The sequence below is a fragment of the Mesorhizobium sp. WSM4841 genome (assembly GCF_055811515.1).
The window spans coordinates 106,735-120,397 of sequence record NZ_JBVVQC010000004.1; the positions used below are offsets into that span (position 1 = coordinate 106,735).

Here is a 13,663-nt window from a genome sequence, read left to right on the forward strand (position 1 = left end):
ATCCTCTCCCCGTAGAACGGGGAGAGGGGCGCTGTCATCGACGGTTTCGCCAATCACCGGCGTTTGCATAGCCGCCGGCGTTGCGGCCAGCCCCTTCTCCCCGTCACTATACGGGGAGAAGTGCCCGGCAGGGCAATGAGGGGCAGCGCCGCCAGCCGGCAATGATCGCTCCCACAGGGTGCTCCGCTGTCTCTGATGCGAAATACCGGGACTGAGCTTGCGCAACCGGCACCGAGCGGGTTTGCTGGCGCCGGCAGAATCAGCAGGTGCGCCATGGATACGCTCACGATCAAGGCAAAGGGCATTTCGGTAACGGTCGATCTCACCGTCGGCCATCTCGCCGACATGACCGTCGATATCGGCGGGCGCCGGCTAAAACCGCTGCATCGCGCGCCGTGGATCGACGAGCCGCGCGAGACGCTGCCGCAGGACCTGCCCGCCGGCACCGTTCGCCTGTCCGGCGATTTTCTCTGCGCGCCGTTTTCACGCAGCGATGTCGAGGAAGCACCTTTGCATGGCTGGCCGGCCAACAGCCCCTGGAATGTCGTCGCCTCCGAGGCGACGGTCGATGGCTGGCGGGCCGTTTTCCGGCTGCAGCATAAGGTTATGGGCGCCACGGTCGACAAGATACTCACCCTGCGCGACGACCATCCCTTTCTCTATCAGGAACACGTCTTTTCCGGCGGTTCGGGCGCGATTTCCGTCGCCCATCATCCGATGACGGTGATGAAGGATGGCGGCAAGCTCGCCTTTTCGCCGAAGCGGTTTGCTGCAACGCCGGACGATCCGCTGGAGCCCGATCCGGCCCGCGGCCGTTTCCTGCTCGCCTATCCCGCGCGTTCCGCCGACCTGACGCGTTTTCCCGCCGCTGGTGGCGGCACGCTCGACCTGACCGGCTATCGCATGGACCAGAGCCGAGAGGATTTCGTCACGCTGGTCGAGGCCGATCATGGCGGGCCGGGCTGGACCGCACTGGCGCGAAAGGCGGAAGCCGATCTGGTGCTGGTGTTGAAGAACCCGGCCGAACTGCCGGTCACCATGCTGTGGGTCAGCAATGGCGGGCGCGACTACGCGCCGTGGAGCGGCCGCCATCGCGGCGTGCTCGGCATCGAGGACGGCCGCACGGCGCTCGGCCATGCCGCGTCGCTGGGTGACAACTGGCTGAAGCAAGAAGGGGTGGCGACCGCCTTTACCCTTGGCGAAGGCCGCAATGTCTCGTTCCGCCACGTCATCGGGGCACTGCCCTTATCCGGCGGCGAGCCGCCGCACGACATCGCTACCGCGCAGGGGCATATGCGCCTCACGGCTGCTGACGGTTCGACGCGGGAAGTACCTTTCGACGGCGATTTCCTGCGGATTGGCAGGTCCGTGCCTGTCTGATTGGGCTGTGCGCAGGGCAATTGCTCATGCGGGCGTTGGCGCTGCCCCTCACCTGCCTGCCGGCATCCTCTCCCCGTATAGTGACGGGGAGAGGGGCGCTCTCGTCGACGGTTTCGCCAATCACCAGCGTTATAGCGAGGACGCCAACGTTGCGGCCAGCTTTTTCTCCCCGTCACTATACGGGGAGAAATGCCCGGCAGGGCAATGAGGGGCGGCACCAGCCTCGACAATTGGTGGTCTTCAACACAAGTAGCAAGCGCTACTGAAGCGACCACCCGGAACAACACCAGTGCAGATTTGAATTTCCCGCGGATTATCGCCAAGATGCGATCCAAAACACCCAGCCAGAAAGGCTCCGATGTCCGAGACTGCTCATCTCGCCGCCACCATCTTCAAGCGCGCCGGCAAGGCGCCGCGCTTTGTCGTTGCCATCGCCGGTCCTCCGGGCGCCGGCAAGTCGACGCTGTCAGCCCGCCTGCATGAACTGCTGCCGGAAGGTGCGGCCGAAATCGTCCCCATGGATGGCTTCCATTACGACGATGCCGTGCTCGAGCAGCGCGGCCTGCGCGCGCGAAAGGGCGCTCCGGAGACCTTTGACTTTGCCGGTTTCGAAACCTTGCTGAAGCGCATCCGCGCGGCCGAGCCCGACATCGCCATTCCGGTGTTCGACCGCAGCATTGAGCTCTCTCGCGCGGCCGCTTCGATCATCGCCGCCGACACCAAGTTCATCCTGGTCGAAGGCAATTATCTCTTGCTTGACGAGGAACCCTGGTCGCGGCTGGCGCCGCTGTTCGATTTCTCGATCTTCGTCGATGTGCCGCGCGCCGAGCTCGAGCGCCGGCTGTTGGAGCGATGGCATGAGCATGGCCGCTCCGACGAGGACGCCCGCGCCTGGATCGCCTACAACGACATGCCCAACATCGACCGCGTGCTTGCCCGCCGCCGCCCTGCCGATCTGGTGATCGGCGATCACGCCTGATTTGCCGGACAGCCCGCGCCGGAACCTTAGGACTTTCCGGCCGTTATGTCAGATACGGCAATGATGCTGACATGAGGAAACTGTCCAATGGCAACTCCGATGGCAACCAACGCAAGAAAGCCTGCGCCCCGCAAGGGCAGGGCAACTCGATCAAAGGCAACTGAATCAAAGGCAACTGAATCGAAGACGGGCGCTGGCCCAGCCGTCGCCGCCCGCTCCAAGGATGCGGCAAAGCCCACCTTTGGCAAGGCAGCACCGAAGAAAGTGACACCGACCGCAGCTAAGGCCACGGCAAAACCCGCCAAGCCGAGGAAATCGGCAAGCGGTGGCAGCTCCATGGCAGACAGTGCAATGCGCACGGTCAAAACGACGGCCAATGTCGCAGCGGGTGCGGTTGTCGCCACCGCCAGGAGCGCTGCATCCCTTGCCGCTTCCGTCATGGGCAAGGGCGGCTCAAAACCCAAAACCAAGGCAAAATAGGCCCAGCCGCTTCTCGGCGCCTGTGGCCTGTTGAGCTAGCCCCGGGCGGGGATACTAAGCCCCTTTTGCACCGCCGGCCGGGCAAGGCCGCGTTCCAGCCATGCCGCGACATTGCGAAAGTCGTCGAAGCCGACAAGTTCCCTTGCTTCGTAAAAACCAATCAAATTGCGCACCCAGCCCAGCATCGAGACATCGGCGATGGTGTAATCGTCGTCCATGATCCAGCTGCGGCCTTTCAGCCTCGTCTCGAGCACACCGATCAGCCGCCGCGATTCGTCGCGATAGCGCGCCAGCGGCCGCTTGTCGGCGATCTCGCGTCCGGCGAATTTGTGGAAGAAGCCGACTTGCCCGAACATCGGCCCGATCGAGGCCATCTGGAAGAACACCCACTGGATCGTTTCGTAACGCCGCACCGGGTCGGCCGGAATCAGCTTGCCGGTCTTGTCTGAGAGGTAGAGCAGGATGGCGCCGGATTCGAACAGCCCGATCGGCTTGCCGCCAGGGCCGTCCGGATCGATCATCGCCGGGATCTTGCCGTTGGGGTTCAGCGAGAGGAATTCAGGTGTCCAGCTTTCGTTCTTGCCGATGTTCACCGCATGCGCCTCGTATGGCAGGCCGAGTTCCTCCAGCGCGATCGACACCTTCACCCCGTTCGGCGTCGGGAACGAATAGAGCTGGATGCGGTCGGGATGGCTGGCCGGCCAGCGCGTGGCGATCGGAAAGGCGGACAGGTCGGTCATCGAAACTCCTGGGCGGGATTTTTCGCGCGGAAGCGCGTGGCAAAGAAGTCTCGCCGTATCTGGATGATCCGGTTGCCGTCAGACCGCCTTGAACGCCAGCACCGCATTGGTGCCGCCGAAGGCGAAGCCGTTGCTGATCGCCGCGCGCACCTTGCGCTCGCGCGCAACATTCGGCGTGATGTCGAGATCGCAATCGGCGTCGGTTTCGCGAAAATTGGCCGTCGGCGGCACGATGCCTTCGCGGATCGCCATCACGCAGGCGATCAGCTCCAGCGCCCCCGACGCGCCAAGGCAGTGGGCGTGCATCGATTTGGTCGACGAGATCGAAAGCCTGGAGGCGTGATCGCCGAAGACGCGCTTGATCGCCGCCGTCTCGATCTGGTCGTTGGCCTTGGTGCCGGTGCCATGCGCATTGATATAGTCGATGTCTTCCGGGTTGAGCCTGGCATCGACGAGGCAGAAGCGCATCGCTGCCTCCGGCCCTTCGATGGTCGGCGCGACGATGTCGGACGCATCGCCGGAAAGGCCGGCGCCGGCAATTTCGGCAAGAATCGTGGCGCCGCGCGCCATGGCATGCTCGTAGGTTTCCAGCACAACCATGCCGGCGCCTTCGCCGAGCACCAGGCCCTGGCGATCGGCCGAAAACGGCCGGCAGGTGTCGGGCGCCAGCACCCGCAGCGCCTCCCAGCCTTTCAGGATGCCCCAGACCAGCGGCGCATCGGTGCCGCCGGCGAGCATGACGTCGGCGCGGCCGAGCCTGATCTGGTCGACCGCCGAAGCAATGGCGTGGTTGGACGAGGAGCAGGCCGAGGTGATGCCGAAAACCGGTCCGCGCAGGCCGAGATTCATGCTGACGTGGCCGGCCGCAGCGCCCGGCATGACTTTCGGCACGGTGAAGATGCCGGTGCGGTTCTTGCCTTCGAGCAGGATGGCGCGATAGCTCTCTTCGATCGCCTCCCAGCCGCAGACGCCGACGCCGACGATGGCGCCCGCCCGGTAAGTGTTGGCTGCGTGCGAGTTCAGTCCGGCTTGTTGCGCGGCCTCCCGCGCGGCGATCGTCGCCAAAAGGCTGAAGCGGTCCATCGACACGACCTGCTTGCGGTCGATGCCGTGATCGGGAAGCGTCCTGATTTCGCAGCCGACCCTGATTTTCAGGTCATGCAGCTCCGAATTGACGATCGGGCCGATGGCCGAGCGGCCGGCGCGCATCTCGCCCCAGATCGCGGGCACATTGGTGCCGAGCCCGCATAAGCCGCCGATCCCGGTAATGACGACGCGCTTGTGCATTCAGTCAGGCTTTTTTCGCGATCAGCGCGCGAACCGCCTCGACCATGTCGCCGACGTTCTTCAGGTTGCTCCAGGCATCGACCGTGTTCATCTCGATCTCGATGCCATACTGTTCCTCGAGGTCGAAGATGATCTCCGTCAGTTCCAGCGAATGGATGCCAAGTGAGGTCAGTTCGGTGCTGGTGGTGATTTCTTCGCCACCGGGCTCGGCATGAGCTTTGATCTTCTCGATGATGTCCGTTGCCAGCTGGTCAGCCATTCGGTTCCTTCCCCAACCCTTGTCGTTTCTCGACGCCAACTGATCGGCGCCTCTTTTTCCCCAGGCTCAAATCGTCATCATCGCCTTTTATCCCGCCAGGCGCTGTGTGACCGTACCAAGACGGCTCCTCTATAGAAACCGAAACGTTGTCAAGCAACAAGCTATATGTCGACAAAGCCGGCGGTGTGGTTATCGTTAGCGCCATGGATATGATCGAACGTGGCCTGACCTTTGTTCCGTCGGCCCAGCGCGTCGCCGGAACGGCGCAGCTTGCATGTGACAAGAATGGCGGCCGCACGCGTCTTCGGCGGCTTTATCAGGATGGTTCCGCCAAGATCCGCATGCCGGCCGTCTCGGCCGATCCGCTCGAAGCCGTCCTGATCAACACCGCCGGCGGGCTGACCGGCGGCGACCGCCTCGGCTGGGAGGTCGATGTCGGCGCCGGCGCCTCCGCCACCATAACCACCCAGGCCTGCGAGAAAATCTACCGCGCCGCATCCGATCGCGCCGAGGTGCGGGTGAAGCTGACGGTCGGCGCCGGCGGCCGCATCGCCTGGCTGCCGCAGGAAACCATCGTCTTTGATCGATCGGCCTTTGCCCGCAGGCTCGACCTGGAGCTCGCCGCCGGTGCCGAGGCGCTGGTGCTCGAGGCGACCGTCTTCGGCCGCCTCGCCATGGGCGAACGCGCGACGCACGGCAGCTTCCACGACCGCTGGCGCATCAGCCAGGACGGAGCGCTTGTTCATGCCGAGGATTTCCGCATCGGGCCCGGCATTGCGGCCATTCTGGGCCGTTCCGCAGTGGCCGGCGGCGCCATCGCCATGGCGACGGTGCTGATGATCTCGCCGCGGGTGGAGGCTTTGCTCGATCCGGCCCGGGACATCATCGGCGGCCAGGGCGATGCCAGCGTCTGGAGCGTGAAGAAATCTGGCAAGCTTCTTGCGAGGCTGTTTGCCGAGGACGGCTACCAGCTCCGCAAGCGGCTGGTTCCGCTCGTCGAATTGCTCAACGGACGGGCGGGTCTGCCCAAATTATGGTCACTCTGATTCCGATTATGCCATTGCAATTTACGCCATCTTAGGGAAACGCATGAACCTGACGCCAAGGGAGAAGGACAAGCTGCTGATCGCCATGGCGGCGATTGTGGCGCGCAAGCGGCTCGAACGCGGCGTCAAGCTCAACCACCCGGAGGCGATCGCGCTGATCACCGACTTCGTCGTCGAGGGCGCCCGCGACGGCCGCCAGGTCGCCGAGCTGATGGAGGCCGGCGCCCATGTCGTCACCCGCGCGCAGGTGATGGAGGGCATCGCCGAGATGATCCACGACGTCCAGGTCGAGGCGACGTTTCCCGACGGCACCAAGCTGGTGACCGTGCACGAACCGATACGGTGAGGAGAAGAAAATGCTTGAACTGCGCCCCAACTGCGAATGCTGCGACAAGGACCTGCCGCCTGAGGCGACGGATGCGCTGATCTGCACCTTCGAGTGTACCTTCTGCGCCGATTGCGCGGCAAACGTGCTGGGCGGCATCTGCCCGAATTGCGGCGGCAATTTTTCAGCGCGCCCGATCCGGCCGGCAGCGATGCTGAACAAACATCCCGCCTCGACAAAGCGCGTCCTCAAGGCCGAAGGCTGCGGCCCGGCCCGCAACGCCGCGTGACGGCACGATCCTGACAGCGAAAGGCATATCGATGGTCCCCGCAACGATCAAACGCACGTCCCATTCGGCGATCCTGCTTCTCGCCGCCGGTCTCGTCTTCGGCGTCTTGTGAAGCTGGCGATGATCCCGGGCGAAATCATCACGGCAGGCGGCGAGATCGAACTCAACAAGGGCCAGCCGACCGTCACCATGAAAGTGGCCAACAGCGGCGACCGGCCGATCCAGGTCGGCAGCCATTACCACTTCTTCGAGACCAATGAGGGGTTGAAATTCGATCGCGACAAGGCGCGGGGCATGCGCCTCGACATCGCCGCCGGCACGGCGATGCGCTTCGAGCCCGGCCAGGAGCGCGACGTCACTTTGGTGCCGCTCGGCGGCAAGCGCGAGGTCTACGGGTTTCAGCAGAAGATCATGGGCGCGCTGTGAGATCGAAGGCGTCGAGCAGTTTCGGCTCAGCTGGGCGGCTTGGCCGCCGCGTAGATGACGACCTTTCCAGTATCATCGAATTCCACGGCGAGAACGTCTTCGGTCAGCACGCGTCGAGAGTCGATGGCGTTGAACAGCAATGCGTTCGCCTCGATCTCCTCGCGCAGTTCCGCAATGTCGTCCTGATGCTGTTTGACCTTGCTTTCTATCGCCGGCGGCAGACCGCCTTCCGTGCGCGCGGCGTCGGTAAGGAACACGATATCGACTTTGTCGAGCTTGGATGTTTTGCGCACCGTACCGATGTTTTCACGCGTCCGGTCGATCGCCGTGGCGACTTTGCCGGCTTCCACAGCCGTGTTGGTCTCTTCCTGGCCGACCTCCGAGCCGATGATCTTGTTGACCGTATCCGGGCCTTCGAGGCCCTGCGCATTCAGCGCGGCCTGGGGAACGCTCGCCGCGAGAAACGCAGTGGCGGCAATCCTATGCAGCCATCTGGTGTCGGGGAAGGTGGTGATCGCCATCGCTCGCTCTCAGAGCCTCTTTCGAGGCTCGCTTCTACGCCAAAAAGTCGAAACGTATTCTGCCCTGCGAAGGTTCCCTCCCCGATGCGGCAGGCCGACCTTGTGCCGGCCCGCCACAGCGCATCGTCAGCTCGCTTTCTTGGTGATCAAGGTCAGCGAGCCGTTGGCGTCCATGCTGGCGGCGATCACTTGCGCCGAGGTGAGTCCTTTGGCTTCGAGCGCGGATTTGACCTGGGGGGTCGCGTCAATCGAGCTGCGCAATTTCTGCAGGCCGTCCTCGCCGCGCTTGGCGATCACTTCGTTGACCTTCGTCTGCGTTTCCTCCGGCAGTTCCTCGATGTCGACGACGTTGACGGTCTGAATCGCCGGCGCTTCCGGCTGGGCGCCGGGTGCCGCGGGAGCGGGCGAAGCCGGCGGCTCGCCGGGTTGCGGCGCCGGCTGTTGCTGGGCGCTGGCAGCGGTCGCGAGCAGGAGGGTGGCGGCGGCTGCGAGACTTATCGTTTTGCGCATGGATCTTCCTTTCCATCGATTGGCGAACGGTCGTTTTGGGGTGACCCGACCACCTCAAACGTTAAATGGGATCGGAAGGTGTCGCTCAGCGGGTCATTGCGTGACCATAGGATGGCGACAATGTGGGGCCGGGCTTCGACCGGCTGTGTTTTGGGCCGTATTTCGGGAGCAATTGCTGATGGCTAGAATCACCCGCGCCGCCTATGCCCAGATGTACGGCCCGACCGTCGGCGACAAGGTGCGGCTTGCCGATACCGAACTGTTCATCGAGGTCGAAAAGGATTTCACCCTTCATGGCGAAGAGGTGAAATTCGGCGGCGGCAAGGTCATCCGCGACGGCATGGGCCAGAGCCAGGTATCCCGCGCCCAAGGCGCGGTCGACACCGTCATCACCAATGCGCTGGTCGTCGATGCATCAGACGGCGTTTTCAAGGCCGATATCGGCCTCAAGGACGGACGCATCGCCGCGATCGGCAAGGCCGGCAATCCGGACATGCAAAATGGCGTCACCATCATCATCGGTCCCGGCACCGAGATCATCGCCGGCGAAGGCAAGATCCTGACTGCCGGCGGCTTCGACGCGCATATCCACTTCATCTGCTCGCAGCAGATCGAGGAGGCGCTGATGTCAGGCATCACCACCATGCTCGGCGGCGGCACCGGACCGGCGCATGGCACGCTGGCGACGACCTGCACGCCTGGGCCGTGGCATCTGGCGCGCATGATCCAGTCCTTCGACGCCTTCCCGATGAACATCGGCCTGTCGGGCAAGGGCAACGCGTCATTGCCGGCCGCGCTTGAAGAGATGGTGCTGGGCGGCGCCTGCTCGCTGAAGTTGCACGAGGACTGGGGCACGACGCCCGCGGCAATCGACTGCTGCCTGTCGGTCGCCGACAACTACGACGTGCAGGTGATGATCCACACCGACACGCTGAACGAATCCGGCTTTGTCGAAAACACGGTGGCGGCGATCAAGGGCCGCACCATCCACGCCTTCCACACCGAAGGCGCCGGCGGCGGCCATGCGCCTGACATCATCAAGGTTTGCGGGCTGCCCAACGTCATCCCGTCCTCGACCAATCCGACCCGGCCCTACACGGTCAACACGCTAGCCGAGCATCTCGACATGCTGATGGTCTGCCATCATCTGTCGCCGTCGATCCCCGAAGACATCGCCTTTGCCGAAAGCCGCATCCGCAAGGAGACCATCGCCGCCGAAGACATTTTGCACGACATCGGCGCCTTCTCGATCATCTCGTCCGACAGCCAGGCGATGGGCCGCGTCGGCGAAGTGGCGATCCGCACCTGGCAGACCGCCGACAAGATGAAGCGCCAGCGCGGTTCGCTGCCGCAGGAAACCGGCGACAACGACAATTTCCGCGTCCGCCGCTATATCGCCAAATACACGATCAACCCGGCCATCGCGCATGGCCTGTCGAACGAGATCGGCTCGGTGACGGTCGGCAAGCGCGCCGACCTGGTGCTGTGGAACCCGGCCTTCTTCGGCGTCAAGCCCGACATGGTGCTGATCGGCGGCATGATCGCCGCCGCCCCGATGGGCGATCCCAACGCCTCGATCCCGACGCCGCAGCCGATGCACTACCGGCCGATGTTCGGCGCCTATGGCAAGGCGATGACCAACTCGTCGGTGACTTTTGTCTCACGGGCGGCGCTCGATGCCGGCCTGCACGGCAGGCTCGGCGTCGACAAGCAGATGATCGCCGTCGAGAACACCCGCGGCGGCATCGGCAAGCATTCGATGGTGCTCAACGACGCCACCCCGCACGTCGAGGTCGACCCCGAAACCTACGAGGTCCGCGCCGACGGCGAATTGCTCACCTGCGAACCGGCCACGGTGCTGCCGATGGCGCAGAGGTACTTTTTGTTTTGACACCGACCATCGCCTTGGCGGCATCGTTGCCTCAGAGCGTTACGACGGTGCAGAACCTTTGAAGGCCGAGGGACAGCGCCCCCCTCTGTCCTGCCGGACATCTCCCCCACAAGGGGGGAGATCGGCAGCTTGGGCGCACCGCTCGCTTCTGCGACAGTGGCGGTTCGCGAAGGCGGTGGTGACGGCTGATCTCCCCCCAAGTGGGGGAGATGTCCGGCAGGACAGAGGGGGGCGCGAAGGATCACTACAGATCAGCATTTATCCTGCGGCTCTTCGACACGATTGTTTGAGCACCATTGGGGCGGCGGACGCGATAGGCTACGCTTGTTGGGAAAGGCAGGTTTCAAATGAAGCTCGACATCCGCACCGACTTCACCAAATTCCCGCGTGCCGTCTCGATCCTCACCGCCGGCCAAGCGGGAGCGGTCACGCCGTATGATCGTGCGGTGCTGGCCCATGACGAGCGGCATCTGCGCCGCCGCGCCATCGAAACGGCCCGTAGCGATAGAGTGCTGGTTGACCTGCCCGAGCCGGTTGCCTTGAACGATGGCGACAGGCTGGTGCTGGAGGATGGCCGCCATATCGAGATCATTGCGGCCGAGGAACCGCTCTACGATATCCGTGCCAGCGGCCCTGTCCATCTGGCCGAGCTTGCCTGGCATATCGGCAACCGGCATCTTGCCGCCGCCATCGAGGCTAACCGCATCCTCATCCTGCGCGACCATGTCATCAAGGCGATGCTGGAAGGGCTGGGTGCGACCGTGAGCGACGTTTCCGAGCCGTTCAAGCCGGTGCGCGGCGCCTATTCCGGCCACGGCGGGCATGGCCACGCTCATGCCGAGGCGCATGCACACAGCCACGCCGAAGCGCATTCCGAAACCCAGAGCGAGTCGCACTCGCACAGCCACTCGCACGACCATGACTGACCAGCCTTCCAACATCGCTTTGTTGCGGCTGATGGCGTGGCTGTCGCCTGCCTTCCCGGTCGGCGGTTTTTCCTACAGCCATGGTCTCGAACAAGCCGTGCATGCCGGGCTGGTCGCCGACAGCGAAAGCCTCGTCGCATGGCTGGAGACGCTGGTCGAGATGGGCTCGGGCTGGAACGATGCCGTGCTGTTTGCCGAAAGCTGGCGGCGCGCCCGCCAAGCCGGCGATCTCGCCGAAATCGCCGCACTCGCCGAGGCTTTGGCCGGCTCGCGAGAGCGCCATGCCGAGACCATGCTGCAGGGCGCCGCCTTCCTGAAGGCGGCATCGGCATGGCCGTGTCAGGTGCTGGACCGTCTGCCGGCCGAGTGCGCCTATTGCGTCGCCGTCGGCGCCGTTTCTGGCGGCAACGCCATTGCCCTGCAGGATGCGCTGTCGGCCTTCCTGCAGGCCTTCTTCTCCAACCTCGTCCAGGCTGCGATCCGACTCGGCGTCGTCGGCCAGACGGGCGCCACCGCGCTGCTTGCCGGCTTCGAACCGCTGGCGCTCAACGTCGCCGCCCGTGCTGCCGGCTCGACGCTGGATGATCTCGGCGGCTGCGCGTTCGTCTCGGATGTCATGGCGATGAAGCACGAGACGCAATATTCGCGGCTGTTCCGTTCATGATCATTCTCGCCTTCGCGCTCTCGCTCGTCCTGCTGCTGATCACCGCGCTGCATGTCTATTGGGGTATTGGCGGGATCTGGCCGGGTAGGGACGCTGCCTCCTGTGCCCGCGCGGTGGTCGGCTTTCGCGGCGTCGACGAGATGCCGGCGCCCTTCGCCAGCTTCGCCGTCGCCGCCTGCCTCGGCCTGGCGACACTGTGGCCGATGGCGCTTGAAGGCGTGTTTGCCACGCTCTTTCCCAAGGCCGGGCTTGTCGCGACAGCGCTGCTCATCGCACTCGTCTTCCTGGGGCGCGGCATTGCCGGCTTCACGCCCTGGTGGCGCCGGCTGGCGCCCGAACAGCCTTTCGCGCGGCTTGATGTCAGCTACTATTCGCCGCTCTGCCTGGTTGTAGGGCTCGGCTTCGCCTTCCTTGCCATCACGGAGTTCCCTAGATGACACAAGCCAATGGTCCTCTTCGCATCGGCATCGGCGGCCCCGTCGGCTCCGGCAAGACGACGCTCACCGAAAAGCTCTGCAAGGCGCTGCGCGACGAGTTCTCCATCGCCGTCGTCACCAATGACATCTACACCAGGGAAGACGCCATAATGCTGGCCCGGCTTCAGGCGCTGCCCGAGGATCGCATCATCGGCGTCGAAACCGGCGGCTGCCCGCACACCGCCATCCGCGAGGACGCCTCGATCAATCTGCAGGCGATCGCCGAGATGACCAAGAAATTCCCGGATCTCGATATCGTCTTCATAGAATCGGGCGGCGACAATCTTGCCGCCACCTTTTCCCCCGACCTCGCCGATCTGACGCTCTACGTCATCTCGGTCTGCCAAGGCGAGGAAATCCCGCGCAAGGGTGGGCCGGCGATCACCCGGTCCGATTTCCTGGTCATCAACAAGAGCGATCTCGCCCCTTATGTGAACGTCAATCTCGACGTCATGGAGAGCGACGCCGCCCGCATGCGCGGCAAGCGGCCGTTCGGCTTCACCGATCTGTCGCGCGGCAAGGGTCTGCAGGAGGTGATCGATTTCATCGTCGAGCATGGCGGGCTAAGCGTCGACGCCGCCAGAAGCACTGCGGCGTGAGGCAAAGCGCTCGTCTGCACCAAACGAAACCGGTTGCGCGCATCTGCGGCGCGCGGCATCCTCGCTTCTTTCACGGAGGTTTTCGATGAGCATCGCCCGCCTGCAGAAGGAAATGCTGACTAACCTGCCCTTCTACGAGGAGCGCGTCGATCTGGCTTGCGCCTTCCGCTGGACGGCGCGGCTCAACATGCATGAAGCCGTGGCCAATCATTTCTCGCTGGCCGTCAACGATGACGGCTCGCAATTCCTGATGAATCCCAACCAGGTGCATTTCTCGCGCATCAAGGCGAGTGACCTGCTGCTGATCGACGCCAACGACCCCGATACGCTCTCCGGCCCGAATGCACCTGACCCGACGGCATGGGGCCTGCATGGCGCCATCCATCGCAACGTGCGTCATGCGCGCTGCGTCATGCATGTGCACTCGATCCACGCCACGGTGCTCGCTTCGCTCGCCGACTCGACGCTGCCGCCGATCGACCAGAACTCGGCGATCTTCTTCAACCGCCACGTCGTCGACGGCCACTATGGCGGGCTCGCCTTCGAGGAAGAGGGCGAACGCTGCTCGCAACTGCTTGCCGATCCGAAGGTCAAGGTGATGGTCATGGGCAACCATGGCGTGCTGGTCATCGGCGATACCGTTGCCGACACCTTCAACCGCATGTTCTATTTCGAACGCGCCGCCGAGACCTACATCAAGGCGCTGTGGACCGGCCGTCCGCTGCGGGTCCTGTCGGACGAAATCGCCGAGAAGGCAGCAACGGAGCAGGAAGATTATCCCGGCCAAGCCGAGCGGCACCTTTCCGAATTGAAGGCGATCCTCGACGAGCAGGAGCCGGTTTACCGGAACTGAGAGCCCCTTCTC

General features: G+C 64.1%; 18 protein-coding genes. 12 read left to right on the forward strand and 6 right to left on the reverse strand.

Annotation, left to right across the window (positions count from 1 at the left end; all coding sequences use genetic code 11):
- Positions 1-273: 273 nt before the first annotated feature.
- Positions 274-1,380 (forward strand): hypothetical protein, encoded by a 1,107-nt coding sequence (locus AC0L14_RS06090; protein ID WP_473748923.1) that lies wholly within the window; start codon positions 274-276, stop codon positions 1,378-1,380.
- A 358-nt stretch (positions 1,381-1,738) separates the two neighbouring features.
- Positions 1,739-2,359 (forward strand): nucleoside triphosphate hydrolase, encoded by a 621-nt coding sequence (locus AC0L14_RS06095; protein WP_473748924.1) that lies wholly within the window; start codon positions 1,739-1,741, stop codon positions 2,357-2,359.
- Positions 2,360-2,385: 26 nt separating this feature from the next.
- Here AC0L14_RS06095 and AC0L14_RS06100 read toward each other — a convergent pair whose 3' ends face one another.
- The 4 genes from AC0L14_RS06100 to AC0L14_RS06115 all read right to left on the reverse strand — a co-directional run bounded on the left by AC0L14_RS06100 (position 2,386) and on the right by AC0L14_RS06115 (position 5,125).
- A complete protein-coding gene (locus AC0L14_RS06100; protein WP_473748925.1) occupies positions 2,386-2,799 on the reverse strand; it encodes a hypothetical protein in 414 nt (137 codons plus the stop codon).
- Between the two features lie 75 nt (positions 2,800-2,874).
- Complete coding sequence (locus AC0L14_RS06105) at positions 2,875-3,579, reverse strand: glutathione S-transferase family protein (protein WP_473748926.1); 705 nt, start codon at positions 3,577-3,579, stop codon at positions 2,875-2,877.
- A 78-nt stretch (positions 3,580-3,657) separates the two neighbouring features.
- The gene (locus AC0L14_RS06110) at positions 3,658-4,866 is read right to left on the reverse strand and encodes a beta-ketoacyl-[acyl-carrier-protein] synthase family protein (RefSeq protein WP_473748927.1); all 1,209 of its coding nucleotides are present in this window, start codon (positions 4,864-4,866) and stop codon (positions 3,658-3,660) included.
- A gap of 4 nt (positions 4,867-4,870) precedes the next feature.
- Positions 4,871-5,125 (reverse strand): acyl carrier protein, encoded by a 255-nt coding sequence (locus tag AC0L14_RS06115; RefSeq protein ID WP_010912831.1) that lies wholly within the window; start codon positions 5,123-5,125, stop codon positions 4,871-4,873.
- Between the two features lie 203 nt (positions 5,126-5,328).
- Between AC0L14_RS06115 and AC0L14_RS06120 the strand changes: the two genes are divergently transcribed.
- The 4 genes from AC0L14_RS06120 (at position 5,329) to AC0L14_RS06135 (ending at position 7,211) form a co-directional block, all read left to right on the forward strand.
- A complete protein-coding gene (locus AC0L14_RS06120; protein ID WP_473749045.1) occupies positions 5,329-6,171 on the forward strand; it encodes an urease accessory protein UreD in 843 nt (280 codons plus the stop codon).
- A gap of 43 nt (positions 6,172-6,214) precedes the next feature.
- The gene (locus tag AC0L14_RS06125) at positions 6,215-6,517 is read left to right on the forward strand and encodes an urease subunit gamma (protein WP_023801505.1); all 303 of its coding nucleotides are present in this window, start codon (positions 6,215-6,217) and stop codon (positions 6,515-6,517) included.
- A gap of 10 nt (positions 6,518-6,527) precedes the next feature.
- Positions 6,528-6,785, forward strand: a complete 258-nt coding sequence (locus AC0L14_RS06130) for a DUF1272 domain-containing protein (protein ID WP_473748928.1) — start codon at positions 6,528-6,530, stop codon at positions 6,783-6,785.
- A gap of 120 nt (positions 6,786-6,905) precedes the next feature.
- Positions 6,906-7,211 (forward strand): urease subunit beta, encoded by a 306-nt coding sequence (locus AC0L14_RS06135; protein ID WP_065011660.1) that lies wholly within the window; start codon positions 6,906-6,908, stop codon positions 7,209-7,211.
- A gap of 26 nt (positions 7,212-7,237) precedes the next feature.
- Here AC0L14_RS06135 and AC0L14_RS06140 read toward each other — a convergent pair whose 3' ends face one another.
- Complete coding sequence (locus AC0L14_RS06140; RefSeq protein WP_473748929.1) at positions 7,238-7,732, reverse strand: hypothetical protein; 495 nt, start codon at positions 7,730-7,732, stop codon at positions 7,238-7,240.
- A gap of 126 nt (positions 7,733-7,858) precedes the next feature.
- Positions 7,859-8,242 (reverse strand): hypothetical protein, encoded by a 384-nt coding sequence (locus AC0L14_RS06145; RefSeq protein WP_473748930.1) that lies wholly within the window; start codon positions 8,240-8,242, stop codon positions 7,859-7,861.
- 178 nt (positions 8,243-8,420) lie between these two features.
- Here AC0L14_RS06145 and ureC point away from each other — a divergent pair, with 178 nt between their 5' ends.
- The 6 genes from ureC to AC0L14_RS06175 all read left to right on the forward strand — a co-directional run bounded on the left by ureC (position 8,421) and on the right by AC0L14_RS06175 (position 13,651).
- Positions 8,421-10,133, forward strand: a complete 1,713-nt coding sequence (ureC, locus tag AC0L14_RS06150) for an urease subunit alpha (RefSeq protein WP_473748931.1) — start codon at positions 8,421-8,423, stop codon at positions 10,131-10,133.
- A gap of 347 nt (positions 10,134-10,480) precedes the next feature.
- Positions 10,481-11,059, forward strand: a complete 579-nt coding sequence (gene ureE, locus AC0L14_RS06155) for an urease accessory protein UreE (RefSeq protein WP_473748932.1) — start codon at positions 10,481-10,483, stop codon at positions 11,057-11,059.
- Positions 11,052-11,723, forward strand: a complete 672-nt coding sequence (locus AC0L14_RS06160; RefSeq protein WP_473527021.1) for an urease accessory protein UreF — start codon at positions 11,052-11,054, stop codon at positions 11,721-11,723. Before ureE ends, AC0L14_RS06160 begins: the two co-directional genes overlap by 8 nt.
- A complete protein-coding gene (locus tag AC0L14_RS06165) occupies positions 11,720-12,160 on the forward strand; it encodes a DUF3995 domain-containing protein (RefSeq protein ID WP_473748933.1) in 441 nt (146 codons plus the stop codon). The genes AC0L14_RS06160 and AC0L14_RS06165 overlap by 4 nt, the downstream gene beginning before the upstream one ends.
- Positions 12,157-12,798 carry an urease accessory protein UreG gene (gene ureG, locus AC0L14_RS06170; RefSeq protein WP_473527023.1) on the forward strand — a complete coding sequence of 214 codons (642 nt, stop codon included), beginning with the start codon at positions 12,157-12,159 and terminating at the stop codon, positions 12,796-12,798. Before AC0L14_RS06165 ends, ureG begins: the two co-directional genes overlap by 4 nt.
- Before the next feature lie 85 nt (positions 12,799-12,883).
- Positions 12,884-13,651: a class II aldolase and adducin N-terminal domain-containing protein gene (locus AC0L14_RS06175; RefSeq protein WP_123146120.1), complete on the forward strand. Its 768-nt coding sequence runs from the start codon at positions 12,884-12,886 to the stop codon at positions 13,649-13,651.
- Positions 13,652-13,663 lie beyond the last annotated feature (12 nt).

Bases quoted from the DNA above. Each gene is read 5' to 3' on its own strand.
- AC0L14_RS06095 (WP_473748924.1), top strand. From the start codon at position 1,739: ATGTCCGAGACTGCTCATCTCGCCGCCACCATCTTCAAGCGCGCCGGC.
- AC0L14_RS06175 (WP_123146120.1), top strand. From the start codon at position 12,884: ATGAGCATCGCCCGCCTGCAGAAGGAAATGCTGACTAACCTGCCCTTC.
- AC0L14_RS06120 (WP_473749045.1), top strand. From the start codon at position 5,329: ATGGATATGATCGAACGTGGCCTGACCTTTGTTCCGTCGGCCCAGCGC.
- AC0L14_RS06140 (WP_473748929.1), bottom strand. From the start codon at position 7,732: ATGGCGATCACCACCTTCCCCGACACCAGATGGCTGCATAGGATTGCC.
- AC0L14_RS06130 (WP_473748928.1), top strand. From the start codon at position 6,528: ATGCTTGAACTGCGCCCCAACTGCGAATGCTGCGACAAGGACCTGCCG.
- AC0L14_RS06090 (WP_473748923.1), top strand. From the start codon at position 274: ATGGATACGCTCACGATCAAGGCAAAGGGCATTTCGGTAACGGTCGAT.
- AC0L14_RS06125 (WP_023801505.1), top strand. From the start codon at position 6,215: ATGAACCTGACGCCAAGGGAGAAGGACAAGCTGCTGATCGCCATGGCG.
- AC0L14_RS06110 (WP_473748927.1), bottom strand. From the start codon at position 4,866: ATGCACAAGCGCGTCGTCATTACCGGGATCGGCGGCTTATGCGGGCTC.
- ureC (WP_473748931.1), top strand. From the start codon at position 8,421: ATGGCTAGAATCACCCGCGCCGCCTATGCCCAGATGTACGGCCCGACC.
- ureG (WP_473527023.1), top strand. From the start codon at position 12,157: ATGACACAAGCCAATGGTCCTCTTCGCATCGGCATCGGCGGCCCCGTC.
- AC0L14_RS06100 (WP_473748925.1), bottom strand. From the start codon at position 2,799: ATGACGGAAGCGGCAAGGGATGCAGCGCTCCTGGCGGTGGCGACAACC.
- AC0L14_RS06160 (WP_473527021.1), top strand. From the start codon at position 11,052: ATGACTGACCAGCCTTCCAACATCGCTTTGTTGCGGCTGATGGCGTGG.
- AC0L14_RS06165 (WP_473748933.1), top strand. From the start codon at position 11,720: ATGATCATTCTCGCCTTCGCGCTCTCGCTCGTCCTGCTGCTGATCACC.
- ureE (WP_473748932.1), top strand. From the start codon at position 10,481: ATGAAGCTCGACATCCGCACCGACTTCACCAAATTCCCGCGTGCCGTC.
- AC0L14_RS06135 (WP_065011660.1), top strand. From the start codon at position 6,906: ATGATCCCGGGCGAAATCATCACGGCAGGCGGCGAGATCGAACTCAAC.
- AC0L14_RS06145 (WP_473748930.1), bottom strand. From the start codon at position 8,242: ATGCGCAAAACGATAAGTCTCGCAGCCGCCGCCACCCTCCTGCTCGCG.
- AC0L14_RS06115 (WP_010912831.1), bottom strand. From the start codon at position 5,125: ATGGCTGACCAGCTGGCAACGGACATCATCGAGAAGATCAAAGCTCAT.
- AC0L14_RS06105 (WP_473748926.1), bottom strand. From the start codon at position 3,579: ATGACCGACCTGTCCGCCTTTCCGATCGCCACGCGCTGGCCGGCCAGC.